Origin of the sequence: Marinobacter sp. AN1, assembly GCF_026013985.1 — a bacterium.
GTDB lineage: Bacteria > Pseudomonadota > Gammaproteobacteria > Pseudomonadales > Oleiphilaceae > Marinobacter > Marinobacter segnicrescens.
The window spans coordinates 2190832-2204982 of the sequence record NZ_CP110342.1 but is presented as its reverse complement, the minus strand read 5'-3'; the positions used below and the strand labels follow the sequence as shown (position 1 = coordinate 2204982).

Annotated in this window: 13 protein-coding genes; 11 read left to right on the top strand and 2 right to left on the bottom strand. The window is 59.2% G+C overall.

Annotation, left to right across the window (positions count from 1 at the left end; translation table 11 throughout):
* Positions 1–157 precede the first annotated feature (157 nt).
* The 6 genes from recQ (at position 158) to selD (ending at position 8460) form a co-directional block, all read left to right on the top strand.
* Positions 158–2020: a DNA helicase RecQ gene (gene recQ, locus LJ360_RS10190; protein WP_264993891.1), complete on the top strand. Its 1863-nt coding sequence runs from the start codon at positions 158–160 to the stop codon at positions 2018–2020.
* 104 nt (positions 2021–2124) lie between these two features.
* Positions 2125–3072, top strand: a complete 948-nt coding sequence (locus tag LJ360_RS10185) for a transporter substrate-binding domain-containing protein (protein ID WP_264993890.1) — start codon at positions 2125–2127, stop codon at positions 3070–3072.
* A 144-nt stretch (positions 3073–3216) separates the two neighbouring features.
* A complete protein-coding gene (locus LJ360_RS10180) occupies positions 3217–4770 on the top strand; it encodes a bifunctional GNAT family N-acetyltransferase/carbon-nitrogen hydrolase family protein (RefSeq protein ID WP_264993889.1) in 1554 nt (517 codons plus the stop codon).
* 196 nt (positions 4771–4966) lie between these two features.
* Positions 4967–5377, top strand: a complete 411-nt coding sequence (locus LJ360_RS10175) for a hypothetical protein (RefSeq protein ID WP_245742537.1) — start codon at positions 4967–4969, stop codon at positions 5375–5377.
* A gap of 123 nt (positions 5378–5500) precedes the next feature.
* Positions 5501–6193: a helix-hairpin-helix domain-containing protein gene (locus LJ360_RS10170; protein ID WP_091850511.1), complete on the top strand. Its 693-nt coding sequence runs from the start codon at positions 5501–5503 to the stop codon at positions 6191–6193.
* Positions 6190–8460: a selenide, water dikinase SelD gene (gene selD, locus LJ360_RS10165; protein WP_264993888.1), complete on the top strand. Its 2271-nt coding sequence runs from the start codon at positions 6190–6192 to the stop codon at positions 8458–8460. The genes LJ360_RS10170 and selD overlap by 4 nt, the downstream gene beginning before the upstream one ends.
* On the opposite strand, the gene senB is transcribed toward selD, so the two are convergent.
* Complete coding sequence (gene senB, locus LJ360_RS10160) at positions 8444–9433, bottom strand: selenoneine biosynthesis selenosugar synthase SenB (protein ID WP_264993887.1); 990 nt, start codon at positions 9431–9433, stop codon at positions 8444–8446. The genes selD and senB overlap by 17 nt on opposite strands.
* A gap of 126 nt (positions 9434–9559) precedes the next feature.
* Here senB and LJ360_RS10155 point away from each other — a divergent pair, with 126 nt between their 5' ends.
* Genes LJ360_RS10155 through LJ360_RS10140 form a run of 4 tightly spaced genes read left to right on the top strand, consistent with a single transcriptional unit; the run spans position 9560 to position 12582 of the window.
* Entirely contained in the window at positions 9560–10426 is an 867-nt protein-coding gene (locus LJ360_RS10155) for a putative selenate ABC transporter substrate-binding protein (RefSeq protein ID WP_264993886.1), read from the top strand.
* A complete protein-coding gene (locus LJ360_RS10150; RefSeq protein ID WP_264993885.1) occupies positions 10426–10707 on the top strand; it encodes an ATP-binding cassette domain-containing protein in 282 nt (93 codons plus the stop codon). The genes LJ360_RS10155 and LJ360_RS10150 overlap by 1 nt, the downstream gene beginning before the upstream one ends.
* Positions 10659–11081 carry an ATP-binding cassette domain-containing protein gene (locus LJ360_RS19910; RefSeq protein WP_320108760.1) on the top strand — a complete coding sequence of 141 codons (423 nt, stop codon included), beginning with the start codon at positions 10659–10661 and terminating at the stop codon, positions 11079–11081. Before LJ360_RS10150 ends, LJ360_RS19910 begins: the two co-directional genes overlap by 49 nt.
* A gap of 10 nt (positions 11082–11091) precedes the next feature.
* Positions 11092–12582, top strand: coding sequence for a PhnE/PtxC family ABC transporter permease (locus LJ360_RS10140; protein ID WP_413774358.1), 1491 nt, complete (start codon positions 11092–11094; stop codon positions 12580–12582).
* Between the two features lie 12 nt (positions 12583–12594).
* Here LJ360_RS10140 and LJ360_RS10135 read toward each other — a convergent pair whose 3' ends face one another.
* Positions 12595–13047, bottom strand: a complete 453-nt coding sequence (locus tag LJ360_RS10135) for a hypothetical protein (RefSeq protein WP_143066584.1) — start codon at positions 13045–13047, stop codon at positions 12595–12597.
* A gap of 178 nt (positions 13048–13225) precedes the next feature.
* Here LJ360_RS10135 and LJ360_RS10130 point away from each other — a divergent pair, with 178 nt between their 5' ends.
* Positions 13226–14149, top strand: coding sequence for an ABC transporter ATP-binding protein (locus LJ360_RS10130; protein ID WP_264993884.1), 924 nt, complete (start codon positions 13226–13228; stop codon positions 14147–14149).
* The last annotated feature ends 2 nt before the right edge of the window (positions 14150–14151 follow it).

Here is a 14151-nt window from a genome sequence, read left to right as displayed (position 1 = left end):
TTGCCTTTTCTTGAAAAACGACAAGCTCCGGCCTGGTGGGCCGGCGTGAAAAACCGCGCTATTGTATCGTGGCAGGGCTTATCGTGCCTCCTCCCGACAACAGGGGGGTGGTTTTGGTATCATCCCGGCTTCGTTTCAGAACCGGCCACACAACCCCATGGACCAATACGCGGATTTCGACAGTCTCAGCACGGAAAAGCCTGTAACCCCCACCGTCAGTCCGGAACAGGTACTGCACCAGGTGTTCGGTTACGAGACTTTCCGTCCGTTGCAGGGCGACATCGTCCACGAGTTGGTCGACGGGGGCAATGCCCTGGTGCTGATGCCCACGGGCGGTGGTAAATCCCTCTGCTACCAGATACCTGCCATGGTTCGTCCGGGCACCGGCATTGTTATCTCTCCACTGATCGCGCTGATGCAGGACCAGGTGGCCGCGCTGAATCAACTCGGGGTGCGGGCGGCTTTCCTCAACTCTTCCATGGCGCCGGAGCAGGCCTGGCAAACCGAGAACGCCCTGCTCCGTGGCGAGCTGGATCTACTGTACTGTGCGCCAGAGCGCCTGTTGCAGCCACGCATGCTGGAACTTCTTGAAAGTGCCTCGCTGTCGCTGTTTGCCATTGATGAGGCCCACTGTGTTTCCCAGTGGGGCCACGACTTCAGGTCTGACTACCTCGGCCTGAGTATGCTCGCCGAACGATTCCCTGCCATTCCCCGAATCGCGCTCACCGCAACAGCTGATGAGCGTACCCGCAAGGAAATCGCCGAGCGGCTTTCCCTCACGCAGGCCCGGCACTTCATCAGTGGCTTTGACCGCCCCAACATACAATACCGCATAGCCCCCAAGACCAACGCCAACACACAGTTGCTGGACTTTATCCGCGAGGAGCACGCAGGGGATTCCGGCATCGTCTACTGCCTTTCCCGTAATAAGGTGGACGCTACTGCCCGGTTGTTGCAGCAGAAGGGTTATAACGCCCTTCCCTACCACGCCGGCCTTGCTGCCGGCGAGCGGGCGGAAAACCAGGAGCGATTCCTGCGGGAAGATGGGGTGATCGTAGTGGCCACGATTGCCTTCGGCATGGGCATCGACAAGCCTGATGTACGCTTTGTCGCTCACCTGGACCTGCCCAAAAGCCTGGAAGCCTATTACCAGGAAACGGGCCGTGCCGGTCGCGATGGCAACCCCTCCACGGCGTGGATGGTCTACGGCCTCCAGGATGTCATCAAGCTTCGCCAGATGCTTGAGGCGTCCCAGGGTAATGATCACTTCAAACGGGTCGAGCGCCAGAAAATGGACGCTATGTTGGGCCTGTGCGAGATCACCAGCTGCCGCCGACAGGCCTTGCTGCGCTATTTCGGCGATGTGCTTGAGAAGCCTTGCGGTAACTGCGATACCTGCCTGACGCCCCCTGAAACCTGGGACGGCACTGAGGCCGTGCGCAAGGCGCTTTCTTGCGTTTACCGAACAGGGCAACGGTTCGGCGTTAACTACGTTATCGACGTGCTGCGGGGGGCGGACAATGACCGCATTCGCCAGGCCGGCCACCAGGCGATCTCCACCTGGGGTATCGGTACTGAACTATCCGCCACCCAGTGGAAATCGGTGTTCCGGCAATTGGTCGCGAACGGTTACCTGCGTGCTGACCCGGAAGGCTATGGCGCCCTGGTCCTGACTGAACAATGCCGCTCGGTACTGCGGGGAGAAGCCACCCTGGAACTGCGCAAGGACCCGGAACGAAAGGCGTCCCGGCGCACGTCCAGGCCCGGCGCAGAACGGAGCCAGCACATTGCCGATCCGGTTGGCTGGGAAGCCCTGCGGGCAAAGCGCAAGGAACTGGCCGACGAGCAAGGGGTTCCGCCGTTCGTGATCTTCCACGACACCACATTGCACGAGCTCCTGGAGCGTCGTCCCGCTGACCTGGACGAAATGTCCCAGGTCAGCGGTGTTGGGGCGGCGAAGCTGGAACGCTATGGCAAGACCTTTCTGGATACCCTGAACTCATTGCCGAAAGAAGACTGAAAATTGAGTGATCGGGACTATCCAGCTTCCATAAAAACGATACACTCAGGGTGAAGTGACGTATCGGCACTGATGCCGAACGTCCAGCAGTATGGAAACTGTCTATGCCTATCGTTGCCACCCGGGTATACCGAACACTAGCCGCCGTAACCCTGGCCTGTGCCCTGTCCTTCGGCGCTGACAGTCAGGCCCGCGAGTCTGCGTCTTCTTCTCCCTCTTATGAAGAACCACGGGAATACCGGCTCTGGTACCGTAATTTCGACAGCCCGGCCGTGCATGCGGCTTTGAGGCTCGCTTTCGACAAAACTCCCGAGTATGGCGCGTATCGGATTACCCGCTCGGTTGAAATGGTTCAGGGCCGCGCCCTGCTGGAATTGCACCGCGACCCCGATGAACGCCAGGTAGACATTGCCAACGTGGCCACTTCCCCGGCGCGGGAGGAATCGCTTTACACGATTGCCCTGCCAATAGACGGTGGTTTGCTGGGCTTCAGGGTCTGTGTGGTGCGCAAGGACAGGCTGGACCGTTTTCAGGGAAGTAGCAGCATTGCCGACCTGGTGGAACGGGGCCTCAGCATCGGCCAGGGGGCTCATTGGCCGGACGCTGACATCCTGCGGGCTAACGGGGTTCCGGTGGTAACCCATACCCGTTACGAAACGCTCTTTACCATGCTGGCGGGCGGGCGCTTCGATTGCTTCGCCCGGGGCGTCAGCGAGGTGTTATACGACCTGGAGCGGGTCAACAGAGACGACCTTGCGATCGAACCCGATTTGCTGCTGGCCTACCCCATGCCTTCCTATTTCTTCGTAGGCCCCAGAGACCATGACACCGCCCAGCGAATCCAGCTGGGGCTGGAGAGGGCCATCGAAGACGGCTCCTTTGCCCGTTTCCTCGCCGACTACTACGGCCGGGCCGTGGAGGCGCTTAACCTGGAGCAACGTCAGTTACTGATACTGAAAAACCCCTTCCTCAGTGCTGACTCAGCCCCTGTCGGACGTGTAGCACTGGAAAACCTGCGTCGCCGTATCCAGGCAGGCGTCACGTCACACTGAGCTGTCGATGGATCCCAGCGAACCGTGAGCCCGGTGAATCGGTCCGATCCTGCTCCAAGAACCACATCCATTGCGGGAGGCACCCCGTAAACGTCTATAATCCTTTCATTCGTTTCCATTTCAGCAACCGGAGCCAGTCTCTATATGGCACATGAAGAACTGCACCTGAACCTGCGCAACCTGACAGAAACGGACTATGAGCAGCTCAAGGTGCTGATGGACCGCGTCTACGACGACATTGGTGGTGCCTGGCCGAGGGAAACCATCAATGCCCTGATCGAGCAGTTTCCGGACGGGCAAATCTGTATCGAAGACAGTGGCGAGCTGATTGCGGTTGCTCTTACGGTCTGTGTGAAGTACGAGCGGTTCAGTAACCCCCACACCTATGACGACCTGATTCTCCGTAATGAGAAAATCTGGCATAACGCCAACGGCGATTCCCTGTACGGCTTGGACGTATTCATACACCCGGATTACCGCGGCTATCGCCTGGGCCGCAGGCTCTATGAAGCCCGCAAGGAGCTTTGCCGTTCCAAGAATTTGCGGGCAATCCTGGCCGGTGGTCGCATTCCGAACTATCACAAGTACGCGGACCAGTACACGCCGGCGGAGTACATCCAGCGGGTAGACCGCAAGGAGATCTACGACCCGATTCTGAGCTTCCAGCTGTCCAATGATTTTCAGGTCACCCGCCTGATGCACAAGTACCTGCCGGAGGATCAGAAATCACTGGGTTACGCGACATTGCTGGAGTGGAATAACATTCTCTACACGCCGCCCTCCACGGTGCTCAATACCCGTAAGACCCAGGTGCGAATGGGCGCTGTCCAGTGGCAGATGCGGGAATTTACCTCGGTGGATGAGGTGCTGCGCCAGGTGGAATACTTCGTTGATGCCCTCTCCGACTACAAGAGTGACATCGCGATTTTCCCGGAATTTTTCAACGCACCCCTGATGGGTCTGACTGACCAGATGGACCAGACCCGGGCGATCCGCTTCCTGGCCGGATTTACCGAGCAGTTCCGAAACGAAATGTCCGACATGGCAGTGAGTTACAACATCAATATTATCACCGGCTCCATGCCCCTGATCGAGGATGACCGGGTCTACAATGTGTCCTATCTCTGCCATCGTGACGGCCGAGTGGATGAACAGCGCAAGATTCACATTACGCCACATGAGCGTCGCGACTGGGTTATCGAGGGTGGCGACCGGTTCCAGGTGTTTGATACAGACTCCGGCCGGGTGGCCATTATGATCTGCTATGACATCGAGTTCCCGGAACTCGGGCGTATCGCCGCAGCTGAAGAGGTGGACATTATCTGTGTACCCTTCTGGACAGACACCAAGAACGGTTATCTGCGCGTGCGCCACTGTGCCCAGGCACGGGCTATCGAGAATGAGTGTTACGTGGTGATTACCGGCAGTGTTGGCAACCTGCCAAAGGTGGAAAACCTGGACGTTCAGTATGCCCAGTCCTCGGTATTTTCGCCGTCGGACTTTGCGTTTCCCCATGATGCGGTCATGGCGGAAACCACTCCGAACACCGAGATGATCATGTTCTCGGACCTCGACCTGGAAAAGCTCACGCTGGTTCGCGCCGAGGGCTCCGTAACCAACCTCAAGGATCGACGTACGGATCTTTACACCCTGCACACCAACGACAGGGAACATGATATCGTAGAGGATGATTCCTGAGGCAAAGCCCCGAAACTTCTGAAACGGGCGTTATTTCACATTAAGTCCGTTAGCTACCGTCCTGAAAATATTGCCTTCACCGGGATCCGTGGCTAAGGTTTAACCAGACTCACGAGGATCACATCCACATTCGCCGATGGCCCGCTCACACCGTCCGGGCCAGTAATGGTGAGAGTTACAAGTGTCGGAATGTACCATGCAGATGCCAGATAACCGTTACCACACCCCGCTGCCAGACCTGCTTGCGCGTTTCACGCTCCGTAAGGGCTTTTTTCGCAAGGAACTGGTGGAAGCCCGTCTGTTTGACCTGAATCAGTTCGGGTGTGTCCTCAAAACCGATAAGGTATTCGAGCCAGGCGATACCCTCGGCCTGGAACTGGAGATGTCCATGCCCTTCGAGAACCTGATTGCAAGCGGGCTCACGGGGCTGGTAACCGAACGAAGAAAGTACTGTAGCAATTTTTTCTATTCTATTGATTTTATTGGTAGCGACTACCGGCCGAAAGCAGAGGACTCTGACCAGTTAATGCGAATTCGTGATGTCCTCGATCGAAAACAGTCCCTGCTGTCACGGCGTGACGGCGCCGGCGTCAGTGCGCCTGCCTGACCAGGGGGTTCCTCGCTTTGGGCCTCACGGCAATCATCGGATTTTCCGGTCGGGCAATCCGACTGGCCTTCAAAGCGGTATAAACCATCAGCTCGTCACACGAAGTGAACAGGGAGTGGCACCATGGCAAAGAGCAAGAACACCAAGAGCAGCAAGTCCGGCGATAACCGACCAAACGTTGACAAGATCGTCAAGAAGGTCAACAAGGAGTTTGAGAAAACCTCCACCCAGATCGAAAAGCTCGTGGACGATGCTTTCAAACAGTTGGACTCTCTCCAGAACCAGATTCAGGAGCCGGTTCGCAAGCTGATGAAGGAAATCGACGAGCTGCGTGATCGGGAAATGAAACGGTTCCACGATGAACTGGACCGTCGCATGGAGGAATTCCAGAAAATCCAGAACACGGTTATGGAACGTCTTGGCATTGCGCAACGGGAAGCAAAGCGTGGCCAGGAGGCAGTAACCCGCTCCCTGGAAAAAGAAGCCACCAGTACCGCAAAGACAGCGAAAAAAGCTGGCAAGAAAACCGCTACCAAGGCCAAGAGTAGTGCCACCAGGGCGAAAACAGACGCCAAGGCCGGTGCTCGAAAGGCTACCGCTACGGCGAAGGCCGCCAGCAAGGGCAACGACCTCAGCGACCTGACCAGAATCAAGGGTATTGGCCCGGTTACCGCGCGCAAACTCCAGGGTGCGGGCATTACTTCCATTAACCAGATCGCCAATCCGACCGAAGCCGAACAGGAGAAACTGAACCAGTTCTCAAGTACGAAAGGCTTCCGGACCTGGCCCGACGAAGCGAAGAAACTGATCGGATGAAGGAAACGGAACAGCCGGTACTGCGTGACATCGTACTGATTGGTGGTGGCCACAGCCACGTTGGAGTCCTCAAGCGTTTTGCGATGAAACCGGTGCCGGGTGTTCGCCTGACACTGATCTGTCGCGACACGCACACCCCCTACTCCGGCATGCTGCCCGGCTACGTGGCCGGGCACTACAGCTACGACGACTGCCACATCGACCTCAGCAAGCTGGCGGAGTTTGCCGGCGCCCGGTTCTACCGGGATGAAGCGATTGGCGTTGATCGTAACACCAAGCGCATCCTCTGCCGGGGGCGCCCTTCTGTTCCCTATGACCTGCTATCCATCAATATTGGCTCCACGCCACGGGTCAACGAAGTTCCAGGCGCCAGTGACCATGCCGTACCGGTCAAACCCATCAACGGGTTCAATCAGCGCTGGCTTTCATTACTGGAACGGGCAGAGACCCATGAAGGGCCGCTGTCGGTTGGTGTTGTAGGCGCGGGGGCCGGTGGTGTTGAGCTCACACTCGCCATGCAGCATCGGTTACGCAAGGAATACAAGACCCGGGGCAAGGATCCGGACCAACTGTCGTTTCATCTGTTCGACCAGGCGAGCGAACTTTTGCCTACCCATAATGAGCGAGTTCGAGAGGCGTTCAGCAAGACACTCCGTAAGCGCGGTGTCCATCTGCATCTTGGCAGTGCCGTTACCCGGGTTGAGCATGGCCATCTCCGTACCGAAAACGACCACTCCTTTGACCTGGACGAAGTGCTCTGGGTCACCCGTGCCGGTGGCCCTGCCTGGCTCAGGGAAACCGGGCTGGCGCTGGACGATGGTGGCTTTATTCGCTGTCGGGATACGCTTCAGAGCGAAACCGATGACGATGTCTTCGCCGCCGGCGATATTGCGAACGTGGTGGACCATCCCCGGGAGAAGGCCGGCGTCTTTGCAGTCCGCCAGGGGCCGCCACTGGCAGACAACCTGCGCCGCGCCGCCCTTGGCAGGCAACCAAAACCGTTTACCCCCCAGAAGACCTGGCTGGCCCTGATAAGCACTGGCGACAAGTATGCCATCGCCTCCAAAGGTGACCGATTCGCCCAGGGTCGCCTGGTGTGGCGTTGGAAGGATTGGATCGACCGACGCTTCATGAAGAAGTTCAACGAGCTACCAGCCATGGAGGAGTCCTCTGCCCTGCCGGATACCTCTGCCGCGCAGAACCCGGAGGAAGCCTCCCAGGCCATTTCTGCAGTGGCTATGCGCTGCGGCGGCTGTGGCGCCAAGGTGGGCAGTACGGTGCTGTCCCGGGCACTCAGCGAGCTGCGCCCCATCGAGCGGGATGACATTCTGGTGGGGCTGCATGCGCCGGATGATGCCGCCGTGCTGACCGTGCCTCCGGGCAAGGCCGTGGTTCACACCGTGGACTTTTTCCGGGCATTTATTGACGACCCTTATGTTTTCGGCAAGGTAGCTGCCAATCACAGCCTGGGCGATGTGTTTGCCATGGGCGCCGAAGCCCAGAGCGCGACCGCCGTTGCTACCGTGCCCTATGGCATTGAGTCCAAGGTGGAAGATGTGGTCTACCAGATGATGTCCGGTGCCGTGGAAGTGCTGAATGACGCCGGCTGTGCCCTGGTAGGCGGGCATACAGGTGAAGGTAAGGAGCTGGCCCTGGGTTTTGCGGTCAACGGCCTGATTGATCCTGACAAGGTGATGAGCAAGGGCGGCCTGAAGGCCGGTGACAAGCTGATTCTGACCAAGGCGATCGGTACCGGTACCCTGTTCGCAGCCCACGCCCGCCTGGCCGCCAGGGGCCGCTGGATCGATTCAGCCCTGGCCTCCATGATTCAGTCCAACCAGGAAGGCGCCCTGTGCCTGCTGCGTTATGGAGCCACGGCCTGTACCGATGTGACCGGGTTCGGGCTACTGGGCCACCTGGTGGAAATGACCCGTCCCTCCGGTGTCGATGCTGTCCTGGAGTTGTCGGCTATCCCGGTCCTGCCCGGCGCCGAAGAGACCGCTGCGGCAGGTATCCTGAGCTCGCTGCAACCGGCCAATATCCGCTTGCGTCGGGGTATCCGGGACCAGGGAAAATGGGTGAATCACCCCCGCTATCCGCTGATCTTTGACCCCCAGACTGCCGGCGGATTACTGGCCAGTGTGCCAGCGGACCAGGCGGAGGCTTGCGTAGCAGAGCTCCGGTCCCTGGGCTATCCGCTGACCGCCATTATCGGCGAGGTCACCGAACAGGGGGACGCCATAGAGCCCATCAGTCTACGGGACTGAGGGTTACGGCCTTTGCCAGGGCCTCCTCCAGGGAGGCTTGCTCCTTTTCCGGCGTAAATCCCAGCGCCAACCTGTCAACGAGGCGGCGCAGGTTATCCAGCCACTCAGGCTCCTGCTCTGCCCTGAGCATGAGTTCTGCAAGGGCCTGCTCATCGCCAACAGGGTAGACGCCCGGATAATGCTCCCCCAGTAAACCAAGATTGCCGGGAATGTCCGACGCCAGGACCGGCAGGCCCGCCCGGCAGGCTTCCGAAACCACGTTGGCGCCGCCTTCCATGGTAGAGCTGATCACCATGGCGCGGCATTGGCCCATCAGCTGTGAGGCCTGCTCCCTGGGAAGCTCACCCAGCCACTGGTAACGGGAGTTGTTGGCCATTTCTTGCCTGGCAGCCCTGGCCCAGCTGTTATGTTGGGCCTTGCCGGCCTGCAGTATGTGAATCCTTGATTCAGGCGGTAGCAGCCGGGCAGCGAGGGCGGCCCGCAAAGGGTCCTTCTCTTCCCGGAGATGGCCAATGACACAAAGGTCAAAACGATCGTTGTCAGCCGGTAACCTGCTGGCTCGCTCCGGCGGGGTGGCCGCAGACTGCAGCACAACAGTAATACGAGACCGGAGTTCTTCTGGCACGACCTGCCATGCGAGGTGGTGCAGTACGATAAGCCCGTCTGCCGCTGCCATGGTGGCAAGGGTCTGCTCCGGGTGGCTGTACTGGAACCGATACAGGTCCGTTCCAGTCAGCGCGACAATCACCGGCTTCTGCCCCTGTTCCCGGCGCCAGCGCGTCACGGCATCCCGGCTGCGCCACGCGTGCAACGCAATCAGCGCATCGGAATCGCGAGCCTGCCGGGCATCATAGTTGGTGCCTACTGTGACCCGATGACCAAGCCCCTCCAGTAATCCTGCCCAGCGCTCGGCCGTCGCCCGGTTGCCGGAGAGTGAACCCTGGGGGGCGGGAGTCAATAGCAGTAGTTTCATTAAGTTGCTACCATTCAGTAGTGTCAGATGATTTCTACGGTAGGCCAATCCAGTCAGGTCATCGTAGAGTATCATTACAACCGGCACATGCGCTGCCTGAACCCTTCACCTCAAGGACCGATCCCTATGTTCAAAAAAATTCTTGGCCTGGCTACCATAGCCGCCGCCATGCAGACCTATGCCATTTCCGCGGCTGCAGACACGTTTGTCTTCACCGCCATTCCGGACCAGGACGAGACGCAGCTGATTGAGCGCTTCGGTGCCGTCGAGGCCTACCTGGAAGAGCAACTGGACGTGGACGTGAAGTACATTCCGGTAAAATCCTATGCGGCCGCTGTTTCCGCCTTCCGCAACAACCAGGTTCAACTGGCCTGGTTTGGTGGCCTTTCCGGCGTGCAGGCCCGCCGCCTTGTCCCGGGCTCTGAAGCCATTGCCCAAGGTGTGGAAGATCCCGAGTTCCAGAGTTATGTGATCGCCAATACCAGCACTGGCCTGGAGCCCATGGACGAGCTGTCAGAGGATCTTGAAGGCATGACTTTCACCTTTGGCTCGAAGGGTTCAACCTCTGGCCGGTTGATGCCGGAGTTCTTCTTGCGCGAAGCCTACGGTGAGGCCCCGGACGAATTCTTCTCGCGGGTCGGCTTCAGCGGAAACCACACCCGTACCGTCCGCCTGGTGGAGGCCGGCACCTATCAGTTGGGTGCGGTCAACTACAAGGTCTGGGAATCCGGTGTGGAAGATGGCTCTATTGATACCGACAAGGTACAGGTGATCTGGAAGACGCCTTATTACCCGGATTACCAGTGGACCATTCGCGGTGACGTCGATGAGCGCTTTGGCGAAGGTTTCAAGGATCGCGTAACCCAGGCCCTGCTGGACATGGACGACCCTGAGCTGCTCAAGCGGTTCCCCCGGGCTGGCTTTATCCCGGCATCGAACGAGGACTATGCGCCCATCGAAGAAACCGCCGAAGCACTGGGCCTGCTGAACTGATGAAGGCACCGCTGGAACTGGATGGACTGTCCGGCTACTTCGGTGGACAGCGGGTTCTTGGCCCGCTGTCCCTGTCGATTGCGCCAGGGGACAAAATCGCCCTGGTCGGCAAGAGTGGTGCTGGCAAGTCCACCCTGATCCGGCTGATCCACGACCGGGTGGGCGATGAGGCGGCCCTGGTTCCCCAGGAACTGGGCCTGGTCAACGCCCTGCCCGTCTTCCATAACGTTTTATGGCCAGGCTGGAGCAGCATAACGCGCTCTACAACCTGGCTACCCTGATTCGCCCGTTCAAGGCCGACCGGGAAGCGGTGACTGCCATTCTGGGCGAGTTGGATATGTCCGACAAGCTCTGGAGTCCGGCAGCGCGGCTGTCGGGTGGCCAGCGCCAACGCGCCGCCATTGGTCGCGCCCTTTATCGCAATGCCAACATGCTGCTGGCCGACGAGCCGGTCTCCGCCCTCGATGGCCCACTGGCCCACAAGGTCATGGCGCTGCTCAGGGACAGATTTAACACCTCGATAGTGGCGTTACATGATGTGGAGCTTGCGCTGGCCTACAGTAACCGGATCGTGGGCATCCAGGACGGCAAAATCGCCCTGGATGAGCCAAGTCAGTCCCTGACGGCGGCGGACATCCGCCCGCTATACGACTGAAGGCCACACCATGATGCAGGGTTGGGCCAATATACCCATAAGTCGCTCCAGAACGGCCAGAACCAGCCTGTTCTTCGTGGCGCTGGCCCTGGTGTGCCTGGCCATGGCGGATATTGCCATTACCACGGCGAACCCCTGGCAAGACCTGATGCGCTTCTTCTGGGGCGTGATGACCCCGGACTTCTTCTCAAGCGCGGGACTCGCCACTGCCCTGCTTCGCACCCTGGCCTTCGCCTTTGTGGGGGTGACCCTCGGAGCTGGCGCCGGCTTCCTGCTGGCGCTGGTTTACCGGTTCCGGGTGGTTCGTACCTTCTGTGCGTTTATCCGCGCCATTCACGAGCTGTTCTGGGCGCTGATCTTCCTTCAGTTCTTCGGCTTCCATCCCCTCACCGGGGTGCTCGCCATTGCCATTCCGTACGCCGGAATATTTGCCAAGGTGTATTCGGAAATACTGGACGAGGCGGACCAGGAGCCCCGCAACCTGCTTCCTTCTGGCGTCGGGGCACTCTCTGCCTTCGTCTACACCCGCATCCCGGATTGCTGGGAACAACTGCGTACCTATACCTCCTACCGCCTGGAGTGCGGCTTTCGCTCCAGCGCCATCCTGGGGTTTGTCGGCCTGCCTACCCTGGGTTTCTACCTTGAATCGGCGTTTTCCCAGGGGCATTATTCCGAAGCAGGCGCAGTACTGCTTCTGTTCTATGCCCTGATCGCAACCATCCCGTTGTGGGTGCGGCCGCGACTGCTGCCATTCTATATTGTGGCGGCGCCGTTCTTCCTGGGGGACGGAATGCCCATTATGTGGGGGAATGTCCGCCGATTCTTTACCGAAGACATCGTGCCGGCGCCCCTGCGTGAGACCTCTTCAGAAGCCTTCTGGCCCTGGCTGAGCGACCTGGTGGTGAACCAGGCCTTGCCCGGCATCTGGAACACGTTGTTACTGACACAGATGGCCCTGGTGGCGACCGGTGTTATAGCGTTGCTGGCCTTCCCGCTGATTTCGCGCCACTTCGGAAACCGGCTTTCCCGCACCGGGGGCCACGTGCTGCTGGTGATTGCCAGATCCACCCCTGAATACATCCTGGCCTATATCCTGCTGCAGCTGTGGGGGCCGTCCATGCTGCCGGCAGTGGTGGCCCTGGCCCTGCACAACGGCGGTATTATCGGCCACCTGATCGGGCGTCAGTCCAGCACCATTGGGCTGCGCCCTGACGCACCCAGGGGGCTGATGCGCTACGGCTATGAGCTGGTACCCCGGGTGTACCCGTCGTTCCTGGCATTCCTGTTCTATCGATGGGAGATCATCATGCGGGAAACCGCCATCCTGGGGATTCTGGGCATTTATACATTGGGCTTCTATGTCGACAGCGCCATCCAGAATATCCAGTTCGACAAGGCCATGATCCTGATTCTGGTCACGGCGTTACTGAATATTGGGATCGACGGGCTATCCCGCCGTATTCGCCGGCGCCTGGCCTTGCAGACCATGCCAACCTGCTGACATTGCTGATGCTCAGGAAGCTTCGGAAGGACTGAACAGGGCCCGGAAAGGCAGTTCGAACGGCTCGCCGGCAACCTGCACGTTAATCCGCCAAACCATCTCGTCACCGGTGGTGCAGAACGGTGGTACGAAGCGCACCCGGTATTCCCCGGGCAGGCCTGTCGCGCTCAGTGCCATGGGATACTCCCCCATGTACATACTCTCACCGGTGAGTACGATCAGGGGTTTGGCAGCCACGCCGGGTATGGTCACGTCCAGTTGCAGCTCATCCCCTGAAAGCGGGATCAGAGTCAGTTTTGCGGCGCCACCTGGCGTTTGCCACTGGCAGGTTTCGACCAGTGGATGGCAGGTGGCTTGACTGGCGTTGTCCGTGGCCGATTCAGGCGCACCCAGCCATTGCGGCAACCACCAGGCAAAAGCCGCCAGGGCAACAACAAATAATACGGCTAACGCAGTGCGAATCATGGGTACTCCAACAACCAGGCGGGACACCGATCCGGTGGCATTATGCCTGTGGCCAATGACCTTCTCCACTGGTCCGGCACAGGATTTGTCCGTATACGCACCGGAACGGGGTGCCCTGTTCACCCATAACATGCGAAAATGCCCGACTTTTCCAAAACCTGCTGACGGAGAACCCGCTGTGCAACCGGATATATCGGTCCAGAACCTCAGCAAGACCTATGGCGATGGCTTCCAAGCCCTCAAGAATGTCAGCCTGGACATACAGAAGGGGGAGATCTTCGCCCTGCTCGGCCCCAATGGCGCCGGCAAGACCACCCTGATCAGTATCATCTGTGGTCTCGTAAACCCCTCCAGCGGCACGGTAACCGCTGCAGGGCACGATATCGTCCGTGACTTCCGGGCGGCGCGGCAGGCGATTGGCCTGGTACCCCAGGAGCTGAACACCGACTCCTTTGAAAAGGTCTGGAACACTGTCAGCTTCAGCCGCGGGCTGTTTGGCAAGCCGCCCAATCCGGCCCATATCGAGAAAGTCTTGCGAGACCTGTCGCTGTGGGACAAGCGCAACAATCGGGTCATGTCCCTTTCCGGTGGCATGAAGCGCCGGGTGATGATTGCCAAGGCACTGTCCCATGAGCCGGATATCCTGTTTCTCGACGAACCCACCGCCGGTGTCGACGTGGAACTGCGCCGGGATATGTGGGAAATGGTACGCAAGTTAAGGGAAAGTGGCGTTACGATTATCCTCACGACCCACTACATCGAGGAAGCCGAGGAAATGGCGGACCGAATCGGCGTGATCCGCAACGGCGAACTGATCCTGGTGGAGGATAAGGCCACCCTTATGTCGAAGCTGGGCCGCAAGGAACTGCGCCTGCATCTGCAAGCCCCGCTGGAAGAGTTGCCGCCGGAACTGAAAGACCAGCCCATCGAGCTTTCCGAAGATGGCTATGAGCTGATTTACACCTTCGACAGCCAGCAGGAGCAGGCCGGTGTGGCCCTGCTTTTGCGCACACTGGGAGAGCTGGGTGTGGAGTACCGTGACCTGCAGACCCGGGAGAGTTCCCTTGAAGAGATTTTCGTAGGGCTGGTTCATCACGACTGATA

Excerpts from the sequence above, each read along its gene's own strand:
- recQ (WP_264993891.1), top strand. The coding sequence starts at position 158 with ATGGACCAATACGCGGATTTCGACAGTCTCAGCACGGAAAAGCCTGTA.
- LJ360_RS10185 (WP_264993890.1), top strand. The coding sequence starts at position 2,125 with ATGCCTATCGTTGCCACCCGGGTATACCGAACACTAGCCGCCGTAACC.
- LJ360_RS10180 (WP_264993889.1), top strand. The coding sequence starts at position 3,217 with ATGGCACATGAAGAACTGCACCTGAACCTGCGCAACCTGACAGAAACG.
- LJ360_RS10175 (WP_245742537.1), top strand. The coding sequence starts at position 4,967 with ATGCAGATGCCAGATAACCGTTACCACACCCCGCTGCCAGACCTGCTT.
- LJ360_RS10170 (WP_091850511.1), top strand. The coding sequence starts at position 5,501 with ATGGCAAAGAGCAAGAACACCAAGAGCAGCAAGTCCGGCGATAACCGA.
- selD (WP_264993888.1), top strand. The coding sequence starts at position 6,190 with ATGAAGGAAACGGAACAGCCGGTACTGCGTGACATCGTACTGATTGGT.
- senB (WP_264993887.1), bottom strand. The coding sequence starts at position 9,433 with ATGAAACTACTGCTATTGACTCCCGCCCCCCAGGGTTCACTCTCCGGC.
- LJ360_RS10155 (WP_264993886.1), top strand. The coding sequence starts at position 9,560 with ATGTTCAAAAAAATTCTTGGCCTGGCTACCATAGCCGCCGCCATGCAG.
- LJ360_RS10150 (WP_264993885.1), top strand. The coding sequence starts at position 10,426 with ATGAAGGCACCGCTGGAACTGGATGGACTGTCCGGCTACTTCGGTGGA.
- LJ360_RS19910 (WP_320108760.1), top strand. The coding sequence starts at position 10,659 with ATGGCCAGGCTGGAGCAGCATAACGCGCTCTACAACCTGGCTACCCTG.
- LJ360_RS10140 (WP_413774358.1), top strand. The coding sequence starts at position 11,092 with ATGATGCAGGGTTGGGCCAATATACCCATAAGTCGCTCCAGAACGGCC.
- LJ360_RS10135 (WP_143066584.1), bottom strand. The coding sequence starts at position 13,047 with ATGATTCGCACTGCGTTAGCCGTATTATTTGTTGTTGCCCTGGCGGCT.